General features: G+C 70.2%; 19 protein-coding genes, 1 tRNA gene and 1 riboswitch. Of the genes, 10 read left to right on the forward strand and 10 right to left on the reverse strand.

Features of this window, described 5'->3' with window-relative positions:
* Positions 1-101 precede the first annotated feature (101 nt).
* Positions 102-268, forward strand: a riboswitch (cyclic di-AMP (ydaO/yuaA leader).
* Between the two features lie 7 nt (positions 269-275).
* The 5 genes from OIU81_RS22010 (at position 276) to OIU81_RS22030 (ending at position 4,796) form a co-directional block, all read left to right on the forward strand.
* The gene (locus tag OIU81_RS22010) at positions 276-950 is read left to right on the forward strand and encodes a transglycosylase family protein (RefSeq protein WP_329150475.1); all 675 of its coding nucleotides are present in this window, start codon (positions 276-278) and stop codon (positions 948-950) included.
* Between the two features lie 339 nt (positions 951-1,289).
* Complete coding sequence (gene eno, locus OIU81_RS22015) at positions 1,290-2,576, forward strand: phosphopyruvate hydratase (protein ID WP_329150477.1); 1,287 nt, start codon at positions 1,290-1,292, stop codon at positions 2,574-2,576.
* A 158-nt stretch (positions 2,577-2,734) separates the two neighbouring features.
* Positions 2,735-3,187 (forward strand): FtsB family cell division protein, encoded by a 453-nt coding sequence (locus tag OIU81_RS22020; protein ID WP_329150479.1) that lies wholly within the window; start codon positions 2,735-2,737, stop codon positions 3,185-3,187.
* Positions 3,188-3,282: 95 nt separating this feature from the next.
* Entirely contained in the window at positions 3,283-3,855 is a 573-nt protein-coding gene (locus OIU81_RS22025; protein WP_329150481.1) for a DUF501 domain-containing protein, read from the forward strand.
* Positions 3,852-4,796 carry a Ppx/GppA phosphatase family protein gene (locus OIU81_RS22030; protein WP_329150482.1) on the forward strand — a complete coding sequence of 315 codons (945 nt, stop codon included), beginning with the start codon at positions 3,852-3,854 and terminating at the stop codon, positions 4,794-4,796. The genes OIU81_RS22025 and OIU81_RS22030 overlap by 4 nt, the downstream gene beginning before the upstream one ends.
* 262 nt (positions 4,797-5,058) lie before the next feature.
* On the opposite strand, the gene OIU81_RS22035 is transcribed toward OIU81_RS22030, so the two are convergent.
* Positions 5,059-6,123: a peptidoglycan recognition protein family protein gene (locus OIU81_RS22035; RefSeq protein WP_329150484.1), complete on the reverse strand. Its 1,065-nt coding sequence runs from the start codon at positions 6,121-6,123 to the stop codon at positions 5,059-5,061.
* Between the two features lie 710 nt (positions 6,124-6,833).
* Here OIU81_RS22035 and OIU81_RS22040 point away from each other — a divergent pair.
* Entirely contained in the window at positions 6,834-8,222 is a 1,389-nt protein-coding gene (locus tag OIU81_RS22040; RefSeq protein ID WP_329150486.1) for an NAD(P)/FAD-dependent oxidoreductase, read from the forward strand.
* A gap of 199 nt (positions 8,223-8,421) precedes the next feature.
* Positions 8,422-9,762 carry a cyclopropane-fatty-acyl-phospholipid synthase family protein gene (locus OIU81_RS22045; RefSeq protein WP_329150488.1) on the forward strand — a complete coding sequence of 447 codons (1,341 nt, stop codon included), beginning with the start codon at positions 8,422-8,424 and terminating at the stop codon, positions 9,760-9,762.
* A gap of 69 nt (positions 9,763-9,831) precedes the next feature.
* On the opposite strand, the gene OIU81_RS22050 is transcribed toward OIU81_RS22045, so the two are convergent.
* Complete coding sequence (locus OIU81_RS22050) at positions 9,832-12,396, reverse strand: ABC transporter permease (protein ID WP_329150490.1); 2,565 nt, start codon at positions 12,394-12,396, stop codon at positions 9,832-9,834.
* Between the two features lie 49 nt (positions 12,397-12,445).
* Positions 12,446-13,228 (reverse strand): ABC transporter ATP-binding protein, encoded by a 783-nt coding sequence (locus OIU81_RS22055; RefSeq protein ID WP_329150492.1) that lies wholly within the window; start codon positions 13,226-13,228, stop codon positions 12,446-12,448.
* A gap of 470 nt (positions 13,229-13,698) precedes the next feature.
* Between OIU81_RS22055 and OIU81_RS22060 the strand changes: the two genes are divergently transcribed.
* A tRNA-Leu gene (locus OIU81_RS22060) sits at positions 13,699-13,783 on the forward strand.
* 848 nt (positions 13,784-14,631) lie between these two features.
* Here the strand turns inward: OIU81_RS22060 and OIU81_RS22065 are convergent.
* The 3 genes from OIU81_RS22065 to OIU81_RS22075 form a co-directional block, all read right to left on the reverse strand.
* The gene (locus tag OIU81_RS22065; RefSeq protein ID WP_329150494.1) at positions 14,632-15,354 is read right to left on the reverse strand and encodes a class I SAM-dependent methyltransferase; all 723 of its coding nucleotides are present in this window, start codon (positions 15,352-15,354) and stop codon (positions 14,632-14,634) included.
* Between the two features lie 207 nt (positions 15,355-15,561).
* On the reverse strand, positions 15,562-16,731 hold the full coding sequence (locus OIU81_RS22070) for a glycosyltransferase (protein WP_329150496.1): 1,170 nt from the start codon (positions 16,729-16,731) through the stop codon (positions 15,562-15,564).
* Positions 16,731-19,577, reverse strand: a complete 2,847-nt coding sequence (locus OIU81_RS22075) for a bifunctional glycosyltransferase/CDP-glycerol:glycerophosphate glycerophosphotransferase (RefSeq protein WP_329155283.1) — start codon at positions 19,575-19,577, stop codon at positions 16,731-16,733. The genes OIU81_RS22070 and OIU81_RS22075 overlap by 1 nt, the downstream gene beginning before the upstream one ends.
* 605 nt (positions 19,578-20,182) lie before the next feature.
* Here OIU81_RS22075 and OIU81_RS22080 point away from each other — a divergent pair.
* Positions 20,183-21,013, forward strand: coding sequence for a Bax inhibitor-1/YccA family protein (locus tag OIU81_RS22080; protein ID WP_329150498.1), 831 nt, complete (start codon positions 20,183-20,185; stop codon positions 21,011-21,013).
* Positions 21,014-21,129: 116 nt separating this feature from the next.
* On the opposite strand, the gene OIU81_RS22085 is transcribed toward OIU81_RS22080, so the two are convergent.
* A complete protein-coding gene (locus tag OIU81_RS22085) occupies positions 21,130-21,357 on the reverse strand; it encodes a DUF4287 domain-containing protein (RefSeq protein ID WP_006605171.1) in 228 nt (75 codons plus the stop codon).
* Positions 21,358-21,455: 98 nt separating this feature from the next.
* Between OIU81_RS22085 and OIU81_RS22090 the strand changes: the two genes are divergently transcribed.
* Complete coding sequence (locus OIU81_RS22090; RefSeq protein WP_329150502.1) at positions 21,456-21,815, forward strand: hypothetical protein; 360 nt, start codon at positions 21,456-21,458, stop codon at positions 21,813-21,815.
* Positions 21,816-21,834: 19 nt separating this feature from the next.
* On the opposite strand, the gene OIU81_RS22095 is transcribed toward OIU81_RS22090, so the two are convergent.
* From OIU81_RS22095 to OIU81_RS22105, 3 genes are all read right to left on the reverse strand, one after another.
* Entirely contained in the window at positions 21,835-22,782 is a 948-nt protein-coding gene (locus OIU81_RS22095; protein ID WP_329150504.1) for a hypothetical protein, read from the reverse strand.
* A gap of 691 nt (positions 22,783-23,473) precedes the next feature.
* Complete coding sequence (locus OIU81_RS22100; RefSeq protein WP_329150506.1) at positions 23,474-24,694, reverse strand: acetyl-CoA C-acetyltransferase; 1,221 nt, start codon at positions 24,692-24,694, stop codon at positions 23,474-23,476.
* Positions 24,695-24,926: 232 nt separating this feature from the next.
* The gene (locus OIU81_RS22105) at positions 24,927-25,940 is read right to left on the reverse strand and encodes an SGNH/GDSL hydrolase family protein (protein ID WP_329150508.1); all 1,014 of its coding nucleotides are present in this window, start codon (positions 25,938-25,940) and stop codon (positions 24,927-24,929) included.
* Positions 25,941-26,032: the final 92 nt, after the last annotated feature.

A 26,032-nucleotide genomic window follows, 5' to 3' on the forward strand; every position in this document is an offset into this window, starting at 1 on the left:
GGGGTTTGAACACCACGGGGGTTGCTGCTTAACGTCAGGACCGCTCGCCAAAGCGGGCCCTCCGGTCACACGCCGAATCCTGCCGGTGATCGGGGGCAGTTGACGCGCAAGCGCCGTAGGCAGGAGCGGGGGAACCAAGGTAAGTGCCGGCCCCGCCCGTGAAAGCGGGCGACCGGCTTGGGGTGAAGCCACGTGCGATGCGCACACGGCCGGGCCACTCACAGCCCGAACCCGACAGCTCACCTCGCAGGCGTCGGTGAGGAAACGAACGAACCATGCTGATCAACAAAGGCAAGCACAGTCGTCCCTCCAAGGCCGTCCGCGTCGCCACCCTCGCCGGCATAGCCGGTGCGGCCGTGGCCGTCCCGCTGATGGGCGCCACCTCCGCCTCCGCCGCCTCGGTCTCCACCTGGGACAAGGTCGCCCAGTGCGAGTCCGGCGGCAACTGGTCGATCAACACCGGTAACGGCTACTACGGTGGCCTGCAGTTCTCGAACTCCAGCTGGGCCGCCGCCGGCGGTACCCAGTACGCACCGCGCGCCGACCAGGCCTCCAAGAGCCAGCAGATCGCCGCCGCCGAGAAGCTCCTCGCCATCCAGGGCCCGGGCGCCTGGTCCTGCGCCGGTGCCGGCAACCTGACCGCCGGCGGCCCCGCCGCGAACGTCGACACCTCCGGCTCCCAGACCAAGTCCGCCCCGCAGCAGGACTCCGGCAAGACCGAGGCCAAGACCGAGGCCAAGAAGGCCCCGGCCGCGCCCGAGAAGCGTGCCTCGCGCTCCACCGAGCGCAAGTCCCTGGGCCACGGCAACTACACCGTGAAGGCGGGCGACACCCTCGCCAAGATCGCCAAGGCCCACGGCACCAACTGGAAGTCGGTCTACGAGGCCAACAAGTCGGTCATCGGCGGCAACCCGAACCTGATCCTGCCGGGCCAGAAGCTCAACGTCTGAGCCGTTTCCTCACCGGAACTCCTGCCGGCCCGAGCGGCGGGCCCGCTTCCTCCGTGAGACAGCCCCGCCCGGCGCGCCATTCCCCCCAGCGCGCCGCGGCGGGGTTTCTCACACCTCGGGTCGCACCGGGGGAGATCCACTGCCGGCGCAAGCCGCTGACCGGCACCGTTCCGCGGCGTTGGCCGGTGCGCGAACAATGCGGTCAAAGGTCCCGTGAACTGGGCCTTTGGGCTCTTCCTTCCGTAATTCCGTCCCACGGAGCGGGCCAAGGGCAAGCTCACGCGCCCGGGGCCGTTAGGCTCGTGCTGCAGAACTCCAGACACCCACGAAGGAGACAACGTGCCGTCCATCGACGTCGTCGTAGCCCGCGAAATTCTCGACTCGCGAGGTAATCCCACGGTCGAGGTCGAGGTCGGCCTCGACGACGGCAGCACCGGCCGTGCCGCCGTGCCCTCCGGTGCCTCCACCGGCGCCTTCGAGGCCGTCGAGCTCCGCGACGGCGACCCGAACCGCTACCTCGGCAAGGGCGTGGAGAAGGCCGTCCTGGCCGTCATCGAGCAGATCGGCCCGGAGCTCGTCGGCTACGACGCGACCGAGCAGCGGCTGATCGACCAGGCCATGTTCGACCTGGACGCCACCGACAACAAGGGCTCGCTCGGCGCCAACGCCATCCTCGGCGTCTCCCTCGCCGTCGCGCACGCCGCCTCCGAGGCCAGCGACCTCCCGCTGTTCCGCTACCTCGGCGGCCCGAACGCGCACGTCCTGCCCGTGCCGATGATGAACATCCTGAACGGCGGCTCGCACGCCGACTCCAACGTGGACATCCAGGAGTTCATGATCGCCCCGATCGGCGCGGAGTCCTTCTCCGAGGCGCTGCGCTGGGGCGCCGAGGTCTACCACACCCTCAAGAAGGTCCTGAAGGAGCGCGGGCTGTCCACCGGCCTCGGTGACGAGGGCGGCTTCGCCCCCAACCTGGGCTCCAACCGCGAGGCCCTCGACCTCATCCTCGAGGCCGTCAAGCAGGCCGGCTATGCCCCCGGCCAGGACATCGCGCTCGCGCTGGACGTCGCCGCCTCCGAGTTCTGCAAGGACGGCAAGTACCAGTTCGAGGGCAAGGACCGCTCGGCCGCCGAGATGACCGAGTACTACGAGGAGCTGGTCGCGGCCTACCCGCTGGTCTCCATCGAGGACCCGCTGTTCGAGGACGACTGGGCCGGCTGGAAGGTCATCACCGACAAGCTCGGCGCCAAGGTGCAGCTCGTCGGCGACGACCTGTTCGTCACCAACCCCGAGCGCCTCGCCCGCGGCATCGAGGAGGGCTCCGCCAACGCGCTGCTGGTGAAGGTCAACCAGATCGGCTCGCTGACCGAGACCCTGGACGCCGTCGAGCTGGCCCAGCGCAACGGCTTCAAGTGCATGATGTCGCACCGCTCCGGCGAGACCGAGGACGTCACCATCGCCGACCTCGCCGTCGCCACCAACTGCGGCCAGATCAAGACCGGCGCCCCGGCCCGCTCCGAGCGCGTCGCCAAGTACAACCAGCTGCTGCGCATCGAGGAGATCCTCGACGACGCCGCGGTCTACGCCGGCCGCTCCGCCTTCCCGCGGTTCCGTCACGGCAGCTGACCCACGGCGGCCCGCCGCCCCGGGGGACCGGGGCGGCGAGGGCTAATCGGGCGAGACAACCGCCCAGCACCCCGTACGTCCCCGGCAACGGTCCCGTACCGTTGCCGGGGACGCGTCTGCTTCAGCAGTCAGGCGTCCGTCAGTGAAGGGGAGACGACGTGCCCGCGGACCGGTTCTCGACCGCGACCCGACTCAAGGCCCTCGGCGAGCAGGCCGCAGCCCGCGTCTACCGTGCCCGCCCGCCCCGCCGCAACCGCCTCACCGGCCGCGCCGCCCTGCTGGCCCTGGTGATGTGCTCGCTGGTCGTCGCCCTCGCCTACCCGATAAGGCAGTACGTCTCCCAGCGCTCCGACATCGCCGACCAGCGCCACCGCGCGCAGGACGCCGGCGCCGCCCTGGAGCGGCTGCGCGAGCAGCAGGCCCGCTGGCAGGACCCGGAGTACGTCCGTCAGCAGGCCCGCCGTCACCTTCACTACGTCATGCCGGGCGAGACCGGCTACCTCGTCCAGGACGGCTCCGGCACCGGCTCCGCGCCGAAGGGGCCGCAGGCCGCGCAGCGCCCCTGGTACGAGAATCTCTGGGACGCCGTCGACTCGGCCGACAAGCGGTAGGGCCGGGCCCGTACCGCCGGCGGGCGCCGCCCCGTACTGTCGGATACGGGACGGCATGCCCGCCCCGCTCACCACTCACCTCACCGAAAGCGCACATGGACACCCCCCCGCCCCAGACCGAGCCCACCGAGCCCACCGCCGCGGACATCGCCGCTTTCAAGGAGCAGCTGGGCCGCCCGCCGCGCGGGCTGCGCGCCATCGCGCACCGCTGCCCCTGCGGCCGGCCCGATGTCGTCGAGACGGCGCCGCGCCTGGAGGACGGCACGCCCTTCCCCACGCTCTACTACCTCACCTGCCCGCGCGCGGCCTCCGCGATCGGCACGCTGGAGGCCAACGGCGTGATGAAGGAGATGTCCGAGCGCCTGGCGGCCGACCCGGAGCTTGCCGCCGCCTACCGCGCGGCGCACGAGGACTACATCCGGCGGCGGGACGCGATCGAGGTGCTCCAGGGTTTCCCGAGCGCCGGCGGCATGCCCGACCGGGTCAAGTGCCTGCATGTCCTCGTCGGTCACTCGCTGGCCGCCGGGCCGGGCGTCAACCCGCTCGGTGACGAGGCCCTCGCGATGCTCCCGGAGTGGTGGAAGAAGGGGCCGTGCGTGACCCCCTGCCAGGACACCGGAGCCCAGGACACCGAAGCTCAGGACGCCCCCGAAGGAGACGCCACGTGAAGCGGGTCGCCGCCATCGACTGCGGTACGAACTCCATCCGGCTGCTGGTCGCGGACTGCGACCCGGCGACCGGCGAGCTGAAGGACCTCGACCGCCGGATGCAGATCGTCCGGCTCGGCCAGGGCGTGGACCGCACCGGACGGCTGGCGCCCGAGGCGCTGGAGCGCACCTTCGCGGCCTGCCGTGAGTACGCCGCGGTGATCAAGGATCTGGGCGCCGAGCAGGTCCGCTTCGTGGCGACCTCCGCCTCCCGGGACGCGGAGAACCGCGAGGACTTCGTCCGCGGCGTGGTGGACATCCTGGGCGTGGAGCCCGAGGTGATCACCGGCGACCAGGAGGCCGAGTTCTCCTTCGACGGCGCCACCAAGGAGCTCACCGGCCGCGCGGACCTGGAGCGGCCCTTCCTGGTGGTCGACATCGGCGGCGGCTCGACCGAGTTCGTCCTCGGCAGCGACTCGGTGCGCGCCGCGCGCTCGGTAGACGTCGGCTGCGTACGGATGACCGAGCGGCATCTGGTGCACGAGGGCGCCATCAGCGACCCCCCGACCCCGGGGCAGATCAGCGCCATCAAGACCGATATCGCCGCGGCGCTGGACCGGGCCGAGGAGACCGTCCCGCTGAGCGAGGCCGCCACCCTCGTGGGCCTGGCCGGCTCCGTGACCACGGTCGCCGCGATCGCGCTGGGCCTCGACCAGTACGACTCCGAGGCCATTCATCACTCCCGGATCCCGCTGGCGACGGTCCGCGAGATCACGGACCGGATGCTGGCCTCCACCCATGCCGAGCGCGCGGCGATCCCCGTCATGCACCCGGGCCGGGTCGACGTGATCGCCGCGGGCGCGCTCGTGCTGCTGTCGATCATGGAGCGGACCGGCGCCGCGGAGGTCGTCGTCAGCGAGCACGACATCCTGGACGGCATCGCCTGGAGTCTCGCGGGCTGAGGTGAGCACGGTGCGGCAGAGGTCGGCAACGGCCTCTGCCGAGGAGGACAGGAAGGTACCCTGACCTGCGGCAATGTGGCCTGAGTAATCCTCTAGGTCGCAACCCCCGGCGGCAAGACGCCACGGCTCCGGCGTCGCTTCGCGGCGGCGCGGCCATCGGTTTCGGAGAGAGAACCTGCGCGACACGCTGCGACGGCGGCGCCCGCAACCCAGCGCGCGCGGCTGCCGAAGTGCGCCCGGCGCACGGGCGGCCTGGCGTGGGTCAGGGTGCGGCGGCCGCGCGGACCTGGGTGAGGAGGTCGTACATCGAATCGCCGGGGCAGTCGGTGGTCAGCCAGTCGCGGTGGCCGGTAACTGTCGTCACGTCCTTTTTCGTGCCGTCCACCGGGTTGACGTAGGTTATGTTCGCCTGCGGATCGAGCCCCTTGAAGCGGGCGATCGTCTTGATCAGGCGGATGAGCGAGGTCTTCGCCGCGTCTGTCGGGGCCTTCTCGGCGAGCGTGCCGAGGAGGGCGATGCCGAGGTTGCCGGAGTTGTAGCCGAGGGTGTGGAAGGCGGTGACGAGGTCGCCGTCGGTGTGGAAGGCGGGGATGCCGTCGTCGCCGGAGTAGCGGCCCTCGTAGATGTTGCCGTCCTCGTCGATGAGGAAGTGGTAGCCGATGTCGCCCCAGTCGAGGGTGACCGCGTGGTACTCGTAGATGCTCCGGATGGTGGCCGCTGGGTCCGGGTCGTCGTTGGGTGTGTCGGTGTGGTGTACCGCAATCGCCTGCAGCGGGTAATACTTCTCCGGCGAATTGACCTTTCCGTCCTTGTAGCGCTTGGACTCGTCGGCGCCCCAGCCGGGGCGGGAGACGTAATGCACGCCACGCAGGCGGGTGGGGTCGCTCGGCACCTTGAAGGTGCGGTGCGGGCCGTCGGTGGTGTCGATCGCCAGGGACCGCAAACCACTGGCCCCGTCGGGGGTCTTCAGTTCGTACGTGGTGGCCTTCCCGGCTGCGACCAGTGCCGTACCGCCGTCGTCGACGGTCGCGCAGCCGCCGGTCACCTGCTGCCAGGTGCCCGGGGAGGCGTCACCGTCCGCGAACCGGATACCGGCGCCGTCCTTCGTTCCGGCCCAGCGCACGGCGACATAGGAGGCGGCGAAGGCTGTGACGGCCTCGACGCCACCGCTGGCGGCCGCAGTCTGGGTGGCCGGGAACGTCCCCGGCGTCGTACCGGAATCACCGGAGCCGGATGTGGAGTTGTCCGTCTCGCCGGAGTCGGTCGAGGCGAACACCGCCGGCGTCAGCGCGGCACCGGCGGCCACCGCCCCAGCGGCGCCGATCACGCCGCGACGGGACAATGGGAGCTTCCTGCGGTGGGAGGGGTTGGGGCACTCGGACACGTAAATGTCCTTTCTGGAGATGCACTTGACGGGCGCTGGCCACACTTGGCGCAGCGGGATCGACCGTAGTTGTCACTCCTGCCCCAGGCCTCCCAAGGCCCTCCAAACTAGTTTAATGTTCAGTAAATTCGCTTCGTCAGTCACGCTTGGGCCGTACAGGGGGTGTGCCGTGCAGCCAAGAGTCGCCAGGCGGATGTGCGCGGCGCTGAGGGTGATGGCGAGGCTCGGTAGGCGGCCCCCGTCGAAGGGCCTTTTGGGTGGGCATGTTGCCCGTCTGGGCGCGTTTTCGGGGTCCCGGGAGGCTTCGGAGGCGGGTCTGCGGAGAAAGTTCGTGAAATCCTTCACATGAAAAAACCGCTCCTTGGGCGAAGAATCTGATCATCCGGCCCTGATTCGAAGGTCCTGGGCTCTCGCGGCCCGGAGAATGCGCGGCTCCCGGGGAGTTGGCGGTGCGTGCCCCAAGGCTGTGGTCCAGTCGTCCGGCGGCCCACAATCCCTGATCAATAGGGGTCTCCAACGCCCGCCATGGCAAGGTGGTTCCCTCTTGAACTATGGCGTCGATCACGAAGCCGGCGGAGTGTAGCAGACGCCCTCCGGATGCTTGTGAAGGGGCTCACGAGCGACCCCCCATGTGGGGGTGGATACTCGATTGCATGAGCACCACGGAGCGTCCCAGGATCCTCGTTGTAGGCGGTGGGTACGTAGGCCTGTACGCGGCACGCCGCATCCTCAAGCAGATGCGGTACGGCGAGGCGACCGTCACGGTCGTCGACCCGCGCTCGTACATGACGTACCAGCCCTTCCTCCCTGAAGCTGCAGCCGGCAGCATCTCCCCCCGCCATGTCGTGGTGCCGCTACGACGTGTGCTGCCCAAGGCGGAGGTGCTCACCGGTCGGGTCACCACCATCGATCAGGACCGCAAGGTCGCCACGATCGCCCCGCTGGTCGGCGAGGCGTACGAGCTGCCCTTCGACTACCTGGTCATCGCGATGGGCGCGGTCTCCCGTACCTTCCCGATTCCCGGCCTGGCCGAGAACGGCATCGGTATGAAGGGCGTGGAAGAGGCCATCGGCCTGCGTAACCACGTGCTGGAGCAGCTGGACAAGGCCGACTCCACGACCGACGAAGACGTCCGCCGCAAGGCGTTGACCTTCGTCTTCGTCGGCGGCGGCTTCGCCGGTGCGGAGACCGTCGGCGAGGTCGAGGACATGGCCCGCGACGCCGCGAAGTACTACAACAACGTGAAGCGCGAGGACATGCGCTTCCTGCTGGTCGACGTCGCCGACAAGATCCTCCCCGAGGTCGGTCCCAAGCTCGGTGCGTACGGCAAGGAGCACCTCGAGAGCCGTGGCGTCGAGGTCTACCTCAAGACCGGCATGGACTCCTGCGTCGACGGCCACGTGAAGCTCAACAACGGCCTCGAGGTCGACTCCAACACCATCGTGTGGACCGCGGGCGTCAAGCCGAACCCGGCGCTGTCCCGCTTCGGTCTGCCGCTCGGCCCGCGCGGCCACGTCGACGCCGCCGCCACCCTCCAGGTGCAGGGCACCGACTACATCTGGGCCGCCGGCGACAACGCGCAGGTGCCCGACCTGGTCGGCCGCAAGGCCGGCAACCCGAACGCCTGGTGCCCGCCGAACGCGCAGCACGCGCTGCGGCAGGCCAAGATCCTCGGCGACAACGTGGTGTCCGGGATGCGCGGCTTCCCGCAGAAGGAATACAGCCACGCCAACAAGGGTGCGGTCGCCGGTCTGGGCCTGCACAAGGGCGTCGCGATGATCGTCATGGGCAAGGTGAAGATCAAGCTCAAGGGCCGTCTCGCCTGGTACATGCACCGCGCGTACCACGGCATGGCGATGCCGACGTACAACCGCAAGATCCGGGTCTTCGCCGACTGGACGCTGGCCATGTTCCTCAAGCGCGAGGTCGTCTCGCTCGGCGCCATGGAGAACCCCCGCGAGGAGTTCTACGAGGCGGCCAAGCCGGCCCCCGCTCCGGCCGCCGCGGCCGACGCCGACAAGGCGAAGGCCAAGGCTTCCTGAATCCCCGGTCGGGTACTCCGACCAGCCCGAAGGGCGTCCGCCATCCGTGGGGCGGGCGCCCTTTGGCGTGTCCGCTCTGGCGAAAGGCGGGCAGTGTGCGGTTCTCTTACGTGCGAACGGGACTAACTGGGCGCCCCATTGGCGTTTACGTGGTGGGTGAAACTTTTTTGCCCGACTCGTCAACACGGAGGTGTGCGACATGGCCGACGCCGCTGGACGGCTCACCAAGCTCGCCGAGGAGGTGCTGGGAGCACCGCTGCCGGTGCGCATCCGCGCCTGGGACCGTAGCGAGTCCGGCCCGCCGGGGGCGCCCACCGTCGTCATCCGCCATCGCCGCGCGCTGCGCCGGCTGCTGTTCAAGCCGGGCGAGCTGGGCCTGGCCCGCGCCTGGGTGGCCGGTGACCTCGACATCGAGGGCGACCTCTACGCCGCGCTCGATCTGCTCGCCGGACTGATCTGGGAACGCCCCGGCGGCGGAGGATCGCGCCGCGCCGCCGTGCTGCGCGCCCTGGCCCGCCCGGAGATCCGCGCCGCCGCCCGCGAGCTGCTGACCCTGGTCGGCGCCCCGGTGCCGCCGGCCCCGCCGGTGGAAGAGGTCAGACGCCGCCGCGGGCCGCTGCACACCCTGCGGCGCGACAAGGAGGCCATCAGCCACCACTACGACGTCGGCAACGACTTCTACGCCCTGGTGCTGGGCCCGTCCATGGTCTACTCCTGCGCGTACTGGGAGACCGGCGAGGCCGCCGGAGGCGCTGCCGCCACCCTGGAGGACGTCCAGCGGGACAAGCTCGACCTGATCTGCCGCAAGCTCGGTCTCCGCGAGGGCCAGCGGCTGCTGGACGTGGGCTGCGGCTGGGGCTCGATGGTGCTGCACGCGGCCCGTGAGTACGGCGTGCGGGCGGTCGGCATCACCCTCTCCGAGGAGCAGGCCACCTTCGCCCGCAAGCGCATCGCCGAGGCCGGGCTGGCCGACCGGATCGAGATCCGGGTGCAGGACTACCGCGAGATCCACGACGAGCCGTTCGACGCGATCTCCTCGGTCGGGATGGCCGAGCATGTCGGCCGGACGCAGTACGCGGAGTACGCCGACGCCCTGTACTCCCTGCTCAAGCCCGGCGGGCGGCTGCTCAACCACCAGATCGCCCGGCGGCCGGTCGTGGACGAGGACGCCTACCGGGTCGACGAGTTCATCGACCGCTATGTCTTCCCGGACGGTGAACTGGCCCCGCTCGGCCGGACCGTCGGCCAGCTGGAGGACGCCGGTTTCGAGGTCCGGGACGTGGAGGCGATCCGTGAGCACTACGCGCTGACGCTGCGGCGCTGGGTCGCCAACCTGGAGGAGCACTGGGACCGGGCGGCGCGCCTGACGTCCCCGGGACGGGCGCGGGTGTGGCGGCTGTACATGGCCGCGTGCGCGCTGTCCTTCGAGCGCAACCGCCTGGGCGTCAACCAGGTGCTGGCGGTGCGCACGCCGGACACCGGGGACGCGGGGCAGCCGCTGCGGACGCGTACCTGGCGCCCGGCCGCACCCGGCGCCTGAAACGGCGGCCGCCCGCCCGCTCCCCGGGAAGGGGGCGGGCGGGCGGACCGGGAGGCCGTGCCGGGCCGGCTATTCGGCCTTGATGGCTTCCAGCATGTTCAGCCTCGCCGCCCGGAGCGCCGGCCACAGGGCCGCCAGCACGCCGACCAGCCCGGCCAGGCCCAGGAAGAGGGCCAGCTCGCCCCACGGCAGGACCAGTTCGTAGGTGGGCAGGCCGCCTTCGATCAGCTTGCCGACCGCCCAGCCGAGGAACACCCCCAGCCCGGTGCCGAGCACCCCGCCGAAGAGCGAGATGATCAGCGACTCCAGCCGCACCATCTGCTTGATGCCGCGCCGGTCCAGGCCGATCGCCCGCAGCATGCCGATCTCCTGCGAGCGCTCGAAGACCGACATCGCCAGGGTGTTGACGACCCCGAGCACCGCGACGACCACTGCCATGCCCAGCAGGCCGTAGAGCATGTTCAGCAGGATGGTGAACAGCTTGGAGACGGCATCTGAGATGTCCTGCTTATCCGAGATGGTGAGGGCCGGGTTCTTGCCGAGCGCCTTCACCAGCTCGTCCTTGTGCGCCGCGGTGGCGCCGCCGTCCATCTTGACCAGCAGCTGATCGGTGGTGATGCGCTTCTGGTGCGGCGCCAGGGTGCCGTTGTCGAGGATGATGCCGTTGAACATCTGGTTGCCCTCGAAGATGCCCGAGACGGTCAGGTCGGCCTTCTTGCCGTCGGGGAACGTCACGGGGAAGCGTGAGCCGCTCCGCAGGCCGTACTCCTTGGCGGTCGAGTCGGCCACGACCACCCGGTCGCCGTGCAGGCTGCCCAGCGATCCCTTGGTGAAGTCGAGTTTGCCGAGCGAGCCGAACGTCTTGCCGTCGACGCCGGTCACGCCGGTCACCGTCCTGCTGTCCGCGCCCGTTCCCGTGCCGACCCGGACCATGTCCTTGCGCAGCGGGGTGACCGCGGAGACTCCCGCCGCGCCCTTGACCGCCTTCTCCGCGCTGGGCGGCAGACTCCCTCCCTGTCCTTGGACCATGGAGATGGAGTAGTCGGCCTTCAGCGCGGAGGCGGCCACCTTGCTGATGCCCTGCTGCACACTGCCCGCGATCACCGTCATCCCGGTGATCAGGGTCAGCCCGATCATCAGGGCCGAGGCGGTGGCGGCCGTACGGCGCGGATTGCGCAGGGCGTTCTGCCGGGCGAGGAGGCCGGCGATACCGAAGCCGCGCAGGACCGGCCCGCCCAGCGCGATCAGCGGACGGGACAGCAGCGGCGTCAGGACGAACACGCCGATCAGCAGCAGCATCCCGCCGAGGCCCATCATGTACCGGCTGGTGTCCTTGCCGTCGTCCAGGGAGACGGCGACCAGGACCGCGGCCGTACCGGCGCCGGCGAAGAGCGCGCCGATGACGTTGCGGACCACCAGCGACTTGGTGGTGGCCGCGGCGTGCACGCTGTTCATCGCGGCGACCGGCGGGATCTTCGCGGCGCGCCGGCCCGGCAGCCAGGCGGACAGCACCGTCACGGCGATACCGACACCCAGCGAGATCAGGACCGTGGTGGCCGAGACCTGCAACGGCCCGTCGGGGACCGTGCCGCTGCCACTGCCCAGCGTGCGCAGTACCGCGCCGATGCCGATGCCGGCGACCATGCCCGAGGCACCGGCGATCGCACCGACCATGAACGCTTCGAGCAGCACCGAGCGGGTGACCTGGCGGCGGCTCGCGCCGACCGCCCGCAGCAGCGCCAGCTCCTTGGTGCGCTGGGAGATCAGCATGGTGAAGGTGTTGGCGATGACGAAGATGCCGACGAAGAGTGCGACGCCCGCGAAGCCCAGCAGGGCGGTCCGCATGGCGTCCATCGAGCTCTTGCCGGCCTCGGCCTGCTCGTCGGCGAGTTCCTTGCCGGTGGTGAGGGTGGCACCGTCCCGGGGCAGCGTCTTGTCGATCGCCTGCTTCAGCGCGGCCTGGGACGTCCCCGGCGCGGCCTTGACGTCGATCTCGCTGAATCCGCCGGGCACCCCGAACAGCTTCTGAGCGGTCTTGGTGTCGAACAGGGCCAGGGAACCACCGGACATGCCCTGGCCGCCGCCGGTGGTGAAGATGCCGGTCAGCTTCTGCTCGTGGACCGGTCCGGCGACGGCTATCCGGACGGTGTCACCGACGTGGTAGCCGGCCTTCTTGGCGGTGTCCTCGTCCAGCGCGAACTGGTCGGCGCGGGTGGGGGCGGCGCCTTCCTTCATCGGATAGCGGGCGTCCTTGCCGTCCTTGCCGGGGAAGTAGTTGCCGCCGCTGCCGCCCTGGCCGACCAGCTTGCCGTCCTTGTCGGCGACCGCGGTGGAGCCGTTGACGACGCCGGTGGCGGAGGCGGCGCCGGGGACCCGGCCGACCGTGTCGAGCAGCTTGCCGTCGAGCCGGGGGTCCTTGGACGGGACGCCCGGGGCCTTGTCGGACGACTGGGGGGTGAGGGCGACGTCGATGTCGTCGAAGCTCTTCTGAGAGCTGTTGCGGAAGGCGGTGGAGAGGGTGTCGGTGTAGACCAGGGTGCCGGAGACGAAGGCCACGCCGAGCATCACGGCGAGGACGGTCATCAGCAGCCGGGCCTTGTGCGCGAGCACATTGCGCAAGGCGGTACGGAACATGGGGCTCAGTCCTGGAGGAGAGGTCCGGAGGGCGGGCGGCGGCTGCTGATCAGCTCGTACGGCGCTTGCTGTCGAAGCCCTTCATCCGCTCCAGCACCAGGTCGGCGGTCGGATCGGGCATCTCGTCGACGATCTTGCCGTCGGCGAGGAAGACCACGCGGTTCGCGTAGGAGGCGGCGACGGGGTCGTGGGTCACCATGACCACGGTCTGGCCCAGTTCGCGCACCGAGTTGCGCAGAAAGCCGAGGACCTCGGCGCCGGAGCGCGAGTCGAGGTTTCCGGTGGGCTCGTCGGCGAAGATGATCTCGGGCCGGGAGGCGAGCGCCCGGGCGACCGCGACCCGCTGCTGCTGGCCGCCGGAGAGCTGGCTGGGGCGGTGCTTGAGGCGGCCGGAGAGGCCGACGGTCTCCACGACCCGGTTCAGCCAGGCGCGGTCCGGCTTACGGCCTGCGATGTCCATGGGCAGCGTGATGTTCTCCAGGGCGGTCAGGGTCGGCAGCAGGTTGAACGCCTGGAAGATGAAGCCGATCTTGTCGCGCCGGAGCTGGGTGAGCTTCTTGTCCTTCAGCCCGGTCAGTTCGGTGTCGCCGATGCGGGCGGAGCCGCCGGAGATCGAGTCCAGCCCGGCCATGCAGTGCATCAGCGTTGACTTGCCGGACCCGGAGGGGCCCATGATCGCGGTGAACTGGGCCTGGTGGAAGTCGACGGAGACCGCGTCCAGGGCGACCACCTGGGTCTCGCCCTGTCCGTAGACCTTGCTGAGATCCGTGGCGCGGGCAGCCACCGAGGTGGCGTGCTGGGCGCGGGATACGCCGGAGTGGGTGGTGGTCACGGGAACGAGCTCCTGTCGGTGGAGGTGCCTGGCACGGTGCCCACGAGGGCGCCTGCCGCGAAGCGGAAGCGGGCATTTCCATCGTGGGTCAGGGAGCCGCTCCGGGACGTCAACCCTGGTGACCGTCCTGGCCAACCCCTGGGGCGTAGCCGTGCGCACCGTGGTCATCCCTGGGGAGGAGACGGGCCCTGAGGACGCTGCTGCGCCCGCAGCAGCCGGAGGAGCGGGAGCGGCGCCGTGACGGGGGCGCCGAGGGGGCGTCGAGTTTCCGTCAATTCGGGCATGAATTTGCGCCCGGGGGCTTCCCGGTGCAAGCAGGCTTCAGGCATGTGCCGAGGGCCTGTACCGGGCGCTGATGCTCACTCAGTTGCCAATAAAATAAGACAACCTCGGGAAGAGCGGCCGAACTGTGCCGTGCGCTGCGGGCTACGCTCGTGCTGCCCTCTTTGAGGTGGCATGGGGGATCCCAGGCCCGGATGGTGGAATGCAGACACGGCGAGCTTAAACCTCGCTGGCCTACGGGCCGTGCCGGTTCAAGTCCGGCTCCGGGCACCACCCAAAAGGCGATTTTGGGTGAAGCGTCAACTGCATCGCAAATTGCTGTGCGCCTTCCCCGTTCGACCACGGGAAGCGGCCGGGTATCCGGGGCAACGGCAAGCGGGTTCGCGCTCCCGGGCGCGGACGCCGGGTGCGCCGTACGGCAGTTGACCGAGGCGCCGCGATGCGCCTGGGCTCCCGTGCGTTGCGCCGGGCCGCCGTGCACCGCCGTCGGTGCCGAGCCGGGTCGCGGGCGCCGTGTGAGGGGCACTCAGAAGTCCTTCAGGCCGCCCCGTAGCCGAAGTTGACGGTGCGTCGAGGCAGTTGAGGTCGTCCACGCGGGCTTCGCCCCGTCCCGCTGCCGTTCGCCGCTGTCCGCCGCCGTCGGGTGTCCGGCCCCTCCTCCGTCCGTACGAGGGCATGCCGGGCGGGCGACGGGCGCCACCGCCGGTGAGGAGGTTCGGGCGGACGCGGTGGCCGGCGCGCCGCGGGCGGGACCCGTGCCCGTCCGGCGGCCCGCACCGGGGTTTCCGCTATTTCCAGGCGCCGCGGTTTCGTGCCCTTTCGGCGGCACGGGCCGTGGCATGTGCGGGGCGGCAAAGGCAAATGCCTTGTGATGCCTTCCCGGGATGGCCGATCTTCCTTCTCTGGCGCATGTGTTTGATACCTGCGCTTCGCCTTGCCGGGCCCCGCGCGCGCTCACTTCGGGAGGCGTCGGCCGCCATTCCGGGCCGCTTCCGAATTCCGTTCGCGCGGGAATGCGCGCCGGGGTGCGGGCATGCCGGGGCGCCCCGAGGACGTCTCAGGGGGACCCGGAGTCGGCAGCCGGGAGGGGGGAGTCGGTGGCCGGGAGCCCGGCGGGTGGGTCAGGCGGGGGCCACCGGGGTGGTGGGGGCCGTCCGCGGAGCGGGTGCCCGCAGTGTCTGGACCTGTGCGGGAGGGAGGTTGCCCCACACCGTGGAGCGGTGGACGCCGTAGCGGTGCTCGAAGTCCTCCAGGACGGCGGTGACCGCACGGTGGCGGGTCACCTCCGTGCGGCGGCTGAAGACGGTACGGGCGATCTCGGTGCCGAGATAGCGGAAGTACGTCAGGTGCCCGCCCGGGGTGAGCGCGGAGAGGTACCGCTCGAAGATCGACTGCACCACGTCGGGTTCGAAGTTCGCGAAGGGCAGGCAGGAGACGATGATGTCGTAGCTGTGCGGGGCCAGCCGCATGTCCGTGATCGACTCGGGCACCAGCCGTATCTGCGGAGCGGCCCCGGCCAGATCCGGGTCCCGCTCCATGGATTCGGTGAGTATCCGGACGAAACTGGGGTTGACCTCGACGACGTCCAGCTGGTCCGCGGGTCCGACGAGCCGGGCCAGGGCACGGGTGACCGTGCCGGTTCCGGCGCCGACCTCCAATATCGCGGCGGGGCTGCTGAGCTTCCGCTCCTGGAGGGGGACCGCGAGCCGGGAGGCCAGCCGTCGGCTGCTGGGAGCGATCGCTCCGGTGAGGCGTTGGGTGCGGGTCGCCTCCTGGAGGAACGCCCATCCTGCCGACGGGCGCCAGGGCGCACTGGGCCGGTGCGTGGTCTGCGTCAGATCCATGCGCACACGCTAGGGGGCAGATCAATTCCGGCCAATGGTCGGAGCGACTCCCGGGAACGCCGCTGACCGGGGCCGGAGGGGCGGTCCGACACGGCTGTGCCCCTTGATACCGCGGAATCAGCGGCTCCAGAGCACCGTCGGGGCCCCGGCGTGAGAGGGGTCACCCGCCGGAGCAAGTGACCTCTCTCACACCGGAAGTCGCCCGGCTCAGCGCTCCACGAGCGCGAACAGACTCTCCCAGCGGCCGACGATCTCCTCGGTGGAGAACCGCTGGATGTTCTTCCGGGCCGTCTCGCCCATCGTGTCCCGGAGGTCCTTGTCGGACATCAGGGTGTCCAGGTGCCGGGCGAATTCGGTGATGTTGCCCGGAGGGGCGAGCAGTCCGTCGACGCCGTCCGAGATGATCTCGTGGACACCCGGCGCCACATCGAACGCCACACACGGGACGGCGGTCGCCATCGCCTCCATGGGAGCCAGCGGGAAGCCCTCGCCGCGCGAGCTGAGCGCGAACACCGCGCTCTCCCGCAGCGCCCCGGGAACGTCGGCGGTGCGGCCCATCCACTCGACCGAGTCCACGATGCCCAGCTCCGCGGCCTGCTTGCGCAGGGCGTCCGCCTCCTCGCCGGAGCCGTAGATCCGCAGCGTCCAGTCCGGATGCTGCGGCGCGACCCTCGCCCAGGCCTCCAGCAGCAGATCCACGCCCTTCTCCTCGTGGAGCCGGCCGATGCTGACCACGCACTTGCGGGAGCGGTCCGAGGGGACCTCCGGGAAGAACGGCAGCGGGTTGGGCATGAAGCCGACGTTGTCCATGCGCTGCCGGATCCAGCGGTCCGCGTCCTCGCGGGTGAGCGTCAGCATCCGGTCGACATCCTCATAAAACCGCTTGACCCGGCCGAAGCGGGACGACTTGCGGCAGGTGTCGAACGACTCATGGCTCATCCCGATCACCGTCAGCCCCGCGGTGTCGGCCAGCGCGACCCACTCCATCGCCCACACCTGGGTGACGATCACCACCCCGTCGGGCTTCGCCGCCCGGAACAGCGCGCTCATCTTGGCGGCCTGCTCCTGCATACCCGCCTCGCGGGCGGCGCGGCGGCGCTGCTCGACGAGGTTGAGCTTGTCCTTCAGGCCGCGTACGGGACGCACCAGGGGCGGGTGCTCGGTGTAGAGCGTGGTCGTCCGGAACGGAACGTCGGCGGCGAGCTCATGCGCCCGGCCCTCGGGGGCCGGCACCACACCGATGAGGTGCACCCGGTGGCCGCGCTCGCTGAACAGGCGGGCCATCTGGTGCGACCAGCTGGTGATGCCGCCCATCTCGTTGACGCTGTTGGAGACGAAGAAGATGTCCCGCGGCTCGGCTGCGTGCGACTTGGTCATCAACGGCTCCACTGCGCGAAAAACTGATCGACGATGCTCTTGGCGGCGTCGCCCCGGTCGTATTCACCGAACTTGGCGACGAATTCCTGGCGGCTCGTCGCATATTCCAGAGCCTGCGACTCGAACGACTTGATCGCCTTGTGGAAATCGTCCTCGGTACGGACCACCGGGCCCGGCGCGTGCTCCAGCAGATCGAAGTAGGTGCCGCGGCCCTCGTGCACGTACTCGTCGTAGTCGTAGGTGAAGAACACCAGCGGCCGGTCGAGCAGCGCGTAGTCGAACATCACCGAGGAGTAGTCCGTGATCAGACCGTCGGCCAGCTCCAGCAGGGGCGTCACGTCATGGTGCGCGGAGACGTCGATGACCCGGCCCTCGACGGTCGGCGGCAGCACCACGTGATTGAGGTAGTGCGAGCGCACCAGGAGGACATAGCGGTCGCCGAACTGATCGGCGAAACGCTCGACGTCAAAGGGCAATTCGAAGCGCCCGTGCCGGCCGCCCGCCTTGCGGAAGGTCGGTGCGTACAGCAGCACGGTCCGGTCCTCGGGAATGCCCAACTCGGCGGCCAGCGGACCGCGTTCACGCCGCCCGAGCCGCACTTCCCGCTCCCGGGCGCGGACCAGTGCGTCATTGCGCGGGTAGCCCACCCGCAGCAGGGTCTTCTCCTTGAGCCGGAAGGCCTTGGCCAGGGTGTGCACATCGTGCTCGGAGCGGACCAGGAAGCGGTCGAAGCGGTCCAGCGACTGCTGCTGCTCGGCCTGCTGCTGGCGGGTCTGTGCCTTCAGCGACGGCTGGTCGAAGCCCATGTTCTTCAGCGCCGAGCCGTGCCAGGTCTGGAGGTAGGTGGTCTCCGGACGCTTGGTGAGCTTGAGCGGGTAGCTCTGGTTGTCGACCCAGTACTCGGCCTGCGCCAGTGCCTTGAGGTAGGGCAGCGACCAGCGCTTGACGAGGGTGGCGTCCTTGGGGAAATCCTTCGGGGACCCGGCGTACGACCAGATCGCCTCGAAGTCCAGGCCCTGCCGGCGCATCTCCTCGTACAGGGCGCGCGGGCTGTCGCTGTACTGCTTGCCCAGGTGGCTCTCGAAGACCACCGTGCGCTTCTTGACCGGCAGCCGGCTGAACACCTCGTGGTAGAGGCGGAGCTTGTTGTCGCCCGAGGTGACCTTCTGCCGGAGCGCCTTCGCCTTGCGGTAGCCGGTCTTGGCCAGCGTCCCCGGCGTGCCCTGCACCCCGCGGGTGATCAGCTCCTGCACCCGCTCGGCGTTACGGCCCTCGCTGACCAGGCGGAACGCCAGATGCCCCTTGGCCGAGACATGCGGCTGGAGATGGTCGGCGACCATCCGCGTCAGCCGCGGCCGGACCGGCAGCCCGCCGGACAGCTCGGTGTCGGCGACGGTGAGCCGGGTGGTGGTGCGCACCCCGTCCACCTCCAGGCGCAGCCGTACGTCCCAGATGGTGTCGACGATGCCCAGCGGGCGCAGCTTCGCGGTGAGGTCGGCGGCGGCCTCCCAGTGGAGGGTGTCGCCCTCGTGGCGCAGTTCCCGCACGGGGAAGTGGAAGGACTGCAGACTGCGCCGGCGGGCGCTGAACTCCAGCTCGCCCTTCAGGGTGGCGTCCGGCGGGATGACGCCGAGCGGGTTGGTGATCCGCCCGGTCAGGGCGACGGAGCGGCCCGAGGAGCGGAAGCGGGTGAGCTGATTGCGCAGGAACAGCTGGCCGACGGACTTCTCGTGGTAGCCGATGTCGGTCACGTCCAGCACGTCGCGGCCGAACGCGTCGTCGAAATGGCCGTCGCACCAGTAGATCCGGCCGTCGTGCTCGGCGAGCGGGGAGGAGACCTTGTCGCGGTTGATGAGCGTGTCCACCGCGGGGATCAGATTGTCCCAGTCACCCTGCTGGAGCAGATACGCACAGATGGCCTGTATCGGCTGCACCCGCTCGTACGCTTCGGGGGCGATGCCCTCGAGATATCCGCGGGAGAGCTCGGCGAACTCCTGGCGATAGGAATCGTCGCGGAACGGCAGATCCCGCAGATGCAGCACCAGGTCGTGCTTGAGGAATTTCACGTCCTTGGCGAGCTTCATCTCGCGCAGTCCGCGCTCCGCCAGCAGGGCGTCGATACGCCGGTGGATCTCCAGCCGGTGCGTATAGTTGGTCATTTCGTGCCGCCGGTTCGTCACCGACTTCACGGCGGCCTGCTCATGGACGTGCCAGAAGTAGACCTGATTGGGGATCAGGGTGATGCGCCGCGCCGCGAGATAGGCATCGGCGATAAACATCAGGTCTTCGTAGAACATCCCCTTGGGGAATCGGAGATCGTTCTCGATCAGGAATTCCCGGCGATAACACTTGTTGGTGGACAGGGTGTCCCATACGAACAGGTCCGGCAATTCCGTAACGGATTCCAGCGTGCGGGTCGTGGAATACAGCCAGGAATACCACTCGTCGCGCTTCTGGTTACGGGTGTCCTTGTGCAGCCGTACGCACAGACCGGAGACGATGTCCGAGTCGGTTTTCTCCGCGGCCTCCAGCATGTTGCGGCACGCGTTGACTTCCAGGACGTCGTCGCTGTCCAGGAACATGACGTACCGGCCCTGGGTGTGCTGGATTCCGGCGTTGCGCGGTTCGCCTCCGGCGCCGCTGTTCTCCGGCAGCTGGAAGGCTCTGACCCGGCCGGGATGGCCGGCCGCGAGGCGCTGCGCCACTTCGAAAGAACGGTCGGTGCTGCAGTCGTCGACGATCACCACCTCGACGTCCCGGAGCGTCTGGTCCAGCACGGACTGGACCGCGGTCGGCAACCGGTCGGCGTCGTTGTAGACGATGACGACTACTGAGACGTCAGGCACAGGCACCTCAACCCTCTTTCACTACAGTTCCCGCCAGAATAGCCCCACCTGCACCCTTGCAATGCAACCCATAGCGCCCATAGCGGTACGAATCGTGAGCCTTGGGGCCCTCGGGAAGGGGCACTCCGGCGTTCGGATCTTGATCATGCGTCAGCCCTGCAGATCCACCCACCAGGGCATGCTCCGGCCGGCAGGGAAGACGAGTCCTCCGGTGAAAGGGTTGCCTGCCGTGTCATGTGACGTCCGTTGCGATCAGAGATTTATCGGATTCCGTGGCGAAGTGCAGCCCGGGTAACCCCGAAGGGAGGAGAGGGAAATAGCCGTTCGAGCACGAGAACATCACACGGCGGCTACGCGCGGGACACAAGGCCGGTGACAACGGAGTGAATACCCGGAATGCCGGAAAGGGCGCGGGAGTGCCGGTACGGCCGCGCGGCGGGGTCCGTGCCCGGATCCGGGCACGTCCGGGCCGCGTCGTACGTCCTCCTCTTGGCGGATGCCGGCCAGGTATCAGGGAAAGATCCTGCTCAAGAACGAGCGACGCACTTTTGCCAAGCCATTACGCTTGCCGTCAAGGCCGCGCAGGGCGGCCATGGAGGAGTGAGATGAGGAGCAGCAACCCGGTCTTCTCGCGACGGGGGTTCAGCCGCGACACCGGCTACGCGGGCTTCAACGCACCGCCGCAGGCCGGGGGCCCCGCCGCACCGCCGTACGCCGGCGCGAACCCGTACGCCCAGGGCCAGCAGTACGTCACCCACACACCGCAGCAGACCCGCCCGATGACGATGGACGACGTCGTCGCGCGGACCGCGATGACGCTCGGCACGGTCATCGTCGGCGCCACCGTCGGCTGGCTCTTCCTGACCCGGAGCCTCGGCTTCGCGATCGGCGCCGGCCTCGTCGCGATGGTGCTGGCCCTCGTCCAGTCCTTCAAGCGCAAGCCCTCGCCTGCGCTGATCCTGTCGTACGCGGCGCTGGAGGGGCTCTTCCTCGGCGCGCTCAGCGGCTTCATCAACGACCTGCCGAAGATGAGCGGCGCCCCCATGCAGGCGGTGCTGGGCACCATGGCGGTGTTCGTCGCCATGCTGGTCGCCTACAAGACGCGGATCGTGCGGGTCACCGCGCGCTTCACCCGCTTCGTGATGATCGCCGCGATGGGCTTCGTCCTGCTGTCGCTGGTCAACGTGCTGTTCATGGTGTTCGGCGGCGGTGACGGCCTCGGCTTCCGCAGCGGCGGCCTGGGCATCCTCTTCGGCATCGTGGGTGTGGTCCTCGGCGCGCTGTTCCTGGCGCTGGACTTCAAGCAGGTCGAGGACGGCGTCGCCTACGGCGCGCCGCGCGAGGAGTCCTGGCTGGCGGCGTTCGGTCTGACGCTGACGCTGGTGTGGATCTACATGGAGATGCTCCGGCTGATCTCGATCCTCCGGGGCGACTGACCGGCCCGGCGCCCGGGGCGCACGGCGAAGGGCCCGCAGGCTGTTGCCTGCGGGCCCTTGGCATGAGGAATGTCGCGTGTCCTGAGCCGGCGGGGCCATCAGCCCGTCATCGGCGGTCAGAACTTCCGCGCAGCGCGCCTGAGGTCGTGTTCATGGACGATTGCCTTGGCGTGTCCGTAGGCGAGGTTGTGCTCGCCGCGGAGCCAGCTGACCTTTTCGTCGAAGCGGAAGAGAGCGGGGCCTTCGTCAACGGTGCGGAGCCAGTCGGAGATTTCCCGGCCGGTGCAGTGCGGGATACGGGAGAGCATGTTCCGGTGGGTCTCTTCGGAGAAGAGCTGAGACATCGGCGCCTCCGGACGCGGTCGATGCTGGTACTTCAGCACACCGTGCCTGAGCGTTCGGCCGTTGGCAACCACCCGGGAGTGGCGCATAGGCTCACGACGTGCTTGACGTGACCCCCTTGCAGTCCGCCGTGGACGCCCTCGCCGACCGCCTCAGATCGCTGCCGCAGAGCGCGCTCAGCCAGGGCGCCGCGGCCGAAGCGCTCGCCCTGGCGCGGCAGTTGGCGACCCGTGCGCAGCGGATCGAGCAGCCGGGACGGCCCCCGTACGAGATGCCGGACGCCGGGATGTTCGCGGTCGGCGACCAGCTGGCGGTGGCCGGGCACGATCTCGTCGAGGCGCTGCGGGCCGAGGCGGCCCGGGTGGCCGACGAACCGGCCGAATCTGACGCAAAAGCAGCCCCCGCCGACGCGCTGGCGGAGGCCGTGCAAGGGGTACGGGCGGTGGCGGACCGCTGCTAGCGGGAGCCGCCGCGCCGGGTCAGAGGGAGGCGATGACGCGGTCGGCGAGGATGTAGACGCTCTCCTCGCGCGTCTCGCCCCAGGAGAAGGTCAGCGCATACGCGCCGGAGATGCCGGAGCCGCCGAGCAGCACCGGGGAGTGCCCCGCCTGCAGCGCGCCGGCCACGCGCTCCGCGGTCTCGCGCTGCCCGGGGGTCAGGCAGAGCGTGGTGCCGTCGGCGAAGACATAGACGTCCAGGGTGCCCAGCGGGCCGGGGCGCACATCCGCCAGCGGGACGCCCTCCTGCGCCAGCTCCTCCAGGCGCGCGACCGTGCGCTCGTGATCACTGATCACCGGCGACGGGGAGAAGTCCGGGTGCGAGGGGTGACGCCGGCGGGCGGCGGCCAGTTCGGCGGACTCGGTCTCCTCGACGGGCTCCAGCTCCGGGGCGTCCATCGCCTCCAGGGCCTCGACGGACTCCAGGGCGTCCGGGCCGAGCAGCGGCTCCAGGCCGGCCCAGTCCGCCTGGCGCGGCAGGAACGGGTGGGTGTCGAAGCGGTCGGACTCGGGGCGCTCGGGCAGCTCGCGCTGGTCGGCGCGGGCGTCCAGCGGGCTGTCGTCGCCGAGGCCGACGAGACCGCCGAGCAGGGACGGGGCGTCGGCGGCGTCCCTGGCCTCCTGCGCGGCCCAGAACGCACGGGCCTCGGCCAGTTCGCGCTCCCGCTCCTCGGCCAGCGCGTCCGCGACGGCGGCACGTATGTCCGCGAGCGGCGTCTCGGCAGCCGGGGTGGCGCGGGCGGCCGGGATGGCCGCGGCGGCCGGGTGTGCCACCTCGGTGCGTGCGACGGCGTCCTGACGGGCGGCGACGAGCTCGGCGTGCAGCTCGGCGATCTGACGGCGCAGGGCACGGGCGGTGCGCAGGGCGACGGTGCCCAGCGCCACGGCGGTGGCCGCGGCCAGTAGCAGGACGAGGGTGGTGACGCTCATGCGTCCTCCCCACTTCGCTCGGCGGCCCTGTTCCCTCGGGCCGCGCATCGGTACATGGACTTGCCCCGGCCGTTGGCCGTGGTGACCCCCTTGATGCGCTTGCTCACGGGATCACTCCTGGTAGCGGCACGCTCACCGGCGTACCCCCGTTAGCAGAATGTTCTCCGACTTCCTACATCAGCCTGCCGGTGGTCGGCGACCGCTCCGGGCGAACTATGTCCCGAAATGGAGGGGGGTCAGGGACTTATATGTGCGAGCGCCCCCGTGCTGACCTGCAAGAACGCCGTCCCGTGGGGGCGTTGGTCACAATCCTGGGGGGGATTGGGTCGCGATCTCGTTAACGAGTGGCGCAGGTCACGCCGTGTCGCCGCCTGTATGCACATGACAGCGAAGGGTGTGCGCCGGGCGGGAGTTGGTCCGTTTTGCGAGTGAGGGCGGGGCGGGCGCTCGTGTTCCGCGCCCGGACCCCGCCTCCGCCACGGCTCGGCTCGGCCGCGTGTGCTTCGGGGCGGTTTTCTTCGCTTCTGCGGAGGGTGGATGCCGGGGCACTCGTTCCTCGCACCCGACCCCTACCCTCCGCTACGGCTCAGCTCAGCCGCTCGTGTTCATGGTCGCGCTGAGCTTCGCCTCCGCTGCGGGCGGATGCCGGGCACTCGTTCCTCGCACCCCGACCTCCACCCTCCGCTACGGCTCAGCTCAGCCGCTCGATGACCATCGCCATGCCCTGGCCGCCGCCCACGCACATCGTTTCCAGGCCGAACTGCTTGTCGTGCCACTGGAGGGAGTTGATGAGGGTGGTGGTGATCCGGGCGCCGGTCATGCCGAAGGGGTGGCCGACGGCGATGGCGCCGCCGTTGATGTTCAGGCGGTCCAGGTCGATGCCCAAGTCGCGGTAGGACGGGATGACCTGGGCGGCGAACGCCTCGTTGATCTCGACCAGGTCGATGTCGGAGACCGAGAGGCCGGCCCGCCGCAGGGCCTGCTTGCTGGCCTCGACCGGGCCGTAGCCCATGATCTCGGGGGACAGGCCCGAGACGCCGGTGGAGACGATCCGGGCCAGCGGCGTCAGGCCCAGCTCGCGCGCCTTGGTGTCGGACATGATGACCAGCGCCGCGGCACCGTCGTTCAGCGGGCAGCAGTTGCCGGCGGTCACCAGGCCGTCGGGGCGGAAGACCGGCTTGAGGCCGGAGACGCCCTCGACGGTGACGCCCGCGCGCGGGCCGTCGTCCTTGGTGACGACCGTGCCGTCCGACAGCGTGACCGGGGTGATCTCCCGCTCCCAGAACCCGTTGTTGATCGCCTTCTCGGCGAGGTTCTGGGACCGGACGCCGAACTCGTCCATGTCCTGGCGGGTGACGCCCTTGAGGCGGGCGAGGTTCTCCGCGGTCTGGCCCATGGAGATGTACGCGTCCGGGATCAGGCCGTCCTCGCGCGGGTCGCGCCAGCCGGCGCCCGCCTCCTCGGCGCGTGCCGCGGTACGGGCCTCGGCGTCGGCGAAGAGCGGGTTGTGGGTGTCCGGCAGGCCGTCGGAGCTGCCCTTGACGCTGCGCGAGACGGTCTCCACACCGGCGGAGATGAAGACGTCGCCCTCGCCCGCCTTGATGGCGTGCAGCGCCATGCGGGTCGTCTGGAGCGAGGAGGAACAGTAACGGGTGATGGTGCAGCCCGGGAGGTGGTCCATCCCCATCTGGACGGCCACGATGCGGCCGAGGTTGTGGCCCTGCTCGCCGCCGGGCAGGCCGCAGCCGAGCATCAGGTCGTCGATGTCCTTCGGGTCCAGCTCGGGGACCTTGGCCAGGGCGGTCTGGATGATCTGCGCGGTCAGATCGTCCGGGCGCACCTCCTTGAGCGAGCCCTTGAAGGCGCGGCCGATCGGGGAGCGGGCGGCTGAGACGATCACGGCTTCGGGCATCACGGCTCCAGAGGGCGAGAAGGAACGGCGCGGGGCGCCTCGTTGCGAAGTGGTCGGGCGACGTAATGGGCAGGACTGTGTGGGAAGTTACCTGCACGTACTGCTGAGGTCACGGGGTGCGCCCTGTGATGCGGGCCTCTTTTCTAAGCGAGCGCTTATGGAAACAGGGCGGGACCGCCGGGTATTCCCGTACGGCCCGCCCCGGTGCCGCGTCCGCCGGCCTGCCGCGGCGTCAGCCCGTGACCGCGGACGGATCCGTCGGCTCCGCCGCCGGCAGCTGGCGCCGCCTGCGGTGCTTGAGCAGCGCCCAGGGGGCGCGGGAGGCGGTGACCTCGGTACCGCCCTCGGAAGCCGCCTCGGCGGCCGCCTGCTCGACCGGCAGCAGCCCCTCGCCACGGGCGGGCTCCGGCCGCTCCTCCTCCGGCCACAGGCCCAGTGAGGCGCACAGCGTCGGCAGCATGGCCATCGCGGCGGTGGCGTAGCCCTCGGCGGACGGGTGGTAGTTGTCGGGCCCGAACAGCTCCCGTGGACGCGCCTCGAACTCCGGCCCGAGCAGATCGCCCAGCGAGACCGTCCGGCCGCCGCTCTCGACCGCGCCGATCGTCTGGGCGGCGGCCAGCTGCCGCGACAGCCGCCGGGCCACCCAGCGCAGCGGCTGGTAGACCGGTTCGATGGTGCCCAGGTCGGGGCAGGTGCCGACGATCACCTCGCAGCCGGCCGCGCGCAGCGCGCGCACCGCCTCGCAGAGATGGCGCACGGACCGGGCGAGCGGCATCCGGTGGGTGACGTCATTGGCGCCGATCATGATGACGCAGACGTCCGGGGTGGTGGCGGCATCCGCCAGCATCAGCTCCACCTGGCGCGCCAGGTCGTCCGACTGCGCTCCGGGCAGTGCCACATTGCGGAGGTCGACGGGCAGCTCGGCCAGTGCGGCCAGTCCGGAGGCGAGCAGCGCGCCCGGGGTCTGGGACGTGCGGTGCACTCCCTGGCCGGCGGCGGTGGAGTCGCCGAGGAAGCCCAGCCGCAGCGGCGGGCGGTCGGTGCGGTGGCCGAAGGCGGCGCCGTAGCGGCCGTCGGCGCACGGCGGGATGTCGCTGGAGCCGCCGACCGTGCGGCGGGCCAGCCGGACCTCGGTCAGCAGCACACCGACGGTGGCGACGCCGAGCAGCCCGACCCCGCCGCCGCCGAACGCGGCCGCGGTGGCGATCCGCCGGGCCACTCTCGCCCTGGACATCGTCATCGGCATGGGCCGGGCACCTCCCCGCGCAGTGCGGGCGCGCCGCGGCCCCGGGGGGCCGGACGCGCTCCGGTTCGGCAAGAACTCCTACAACAGGGTGT

The sequence above is a fragment of the Streptomyces sp. NBC_01454 genome (assembly GCF_036227565.1).
GTDB lineage: Bacteria > Actinomycetota > Actinomycetes > Streptomycetales > Streptomycetaceae > Streptomyces.

Excerpts from the sequence above, each read along its gene's own strand:
- OIU81_RS22010 (WP_329150475.1), top strand. The coding sequence starts at position 276 with ATGCTGATCAACAAAGGCAAGCACAGTCGTCCCTCCAAGGCCGTCCGC.
- OIU81_RS22025 (WP_329150481.1), top strand. The coding sequence starts at position 3,283 with ATGGACACCCCCCCGCCCCAGACCGAGCCCACCGAGCCCACCGCCGCG.
- OIU81_RS22040 (WP_329150486.1), top strand. The coding sequence starts at position 6,834 with ATGAGCACCACGGAGCGTCCCAGGATCCTCGTTGTAGGCGGTGGGTAC.
- OIU81_RS22045 (WP_329150488.1), top strand. The coding sequence starts at position 8,422 with ATGGCCGACGCCGCTGGACGGCTCACCAAGCTCGCCGAGGAGGTGCTG.
- OIU81_RS22050 (WP_329150490.1), bottom strand. The coding sequence starts at position 12,396 with ATGTTCCGTACCGCCTTGCGCAATGTGCTCGCGCACAAGGCCCGGCTG.
- OIU81_RS22065 (WP_329150494.1), bottom strand. The coding sequence starts at position 15,354 with ATGGATCTGACGCAGACCACGCACCGGCCCAGTGCGCCCTGGCGCCCG.
- OIU81_RS22070 (WP_329150496.1), bottom strand. The coding sequence starts at position 16,731 with ATGACCAAGTCGCACGCAGCCGAGCCGCGGGACATCTTCTTCGTCTCC.
- OIU81_RS22080 (WP_329150498.1), top strand. The coding sequence starts at position 20,183 with ATGAGGAGCAGCAACCCGGTCTTCTCGCGACGGGGGTTCAGCCGCGAC.
- OIU81_RS22085 (WP_006605171.1), bottom strand. The coding sequence starts at position 21,357 with ATGTCTCAGCTCTTCTCCGAAGAGACCCACCGGAACATGCTCTCCCGT.
- OIU81_RS22095 (WP_329150504.1), bottom strand. The coding sequence starts at position 22,782 with ATGAGCGTCACCACCCTCGTCCTGCTACTGGCCGCGGCCACCGCCGTG.
- OIU81_RS22100 (WP_329150506.1), bottom strand. The coding sequence starts at position 24,694 with ATGCCCGAAGCCGTGATCGTCTCAGCCGCCCGCTCCCCGATCGGCCGC.
- OIU81_RS22105 (WP_329150508.1), bottom strand. The coding sequence starts at position 25,940 with ATGCCGATGACGATGTCCAGGGCGAGAGTGGCCCGGCGGATCGCCACC.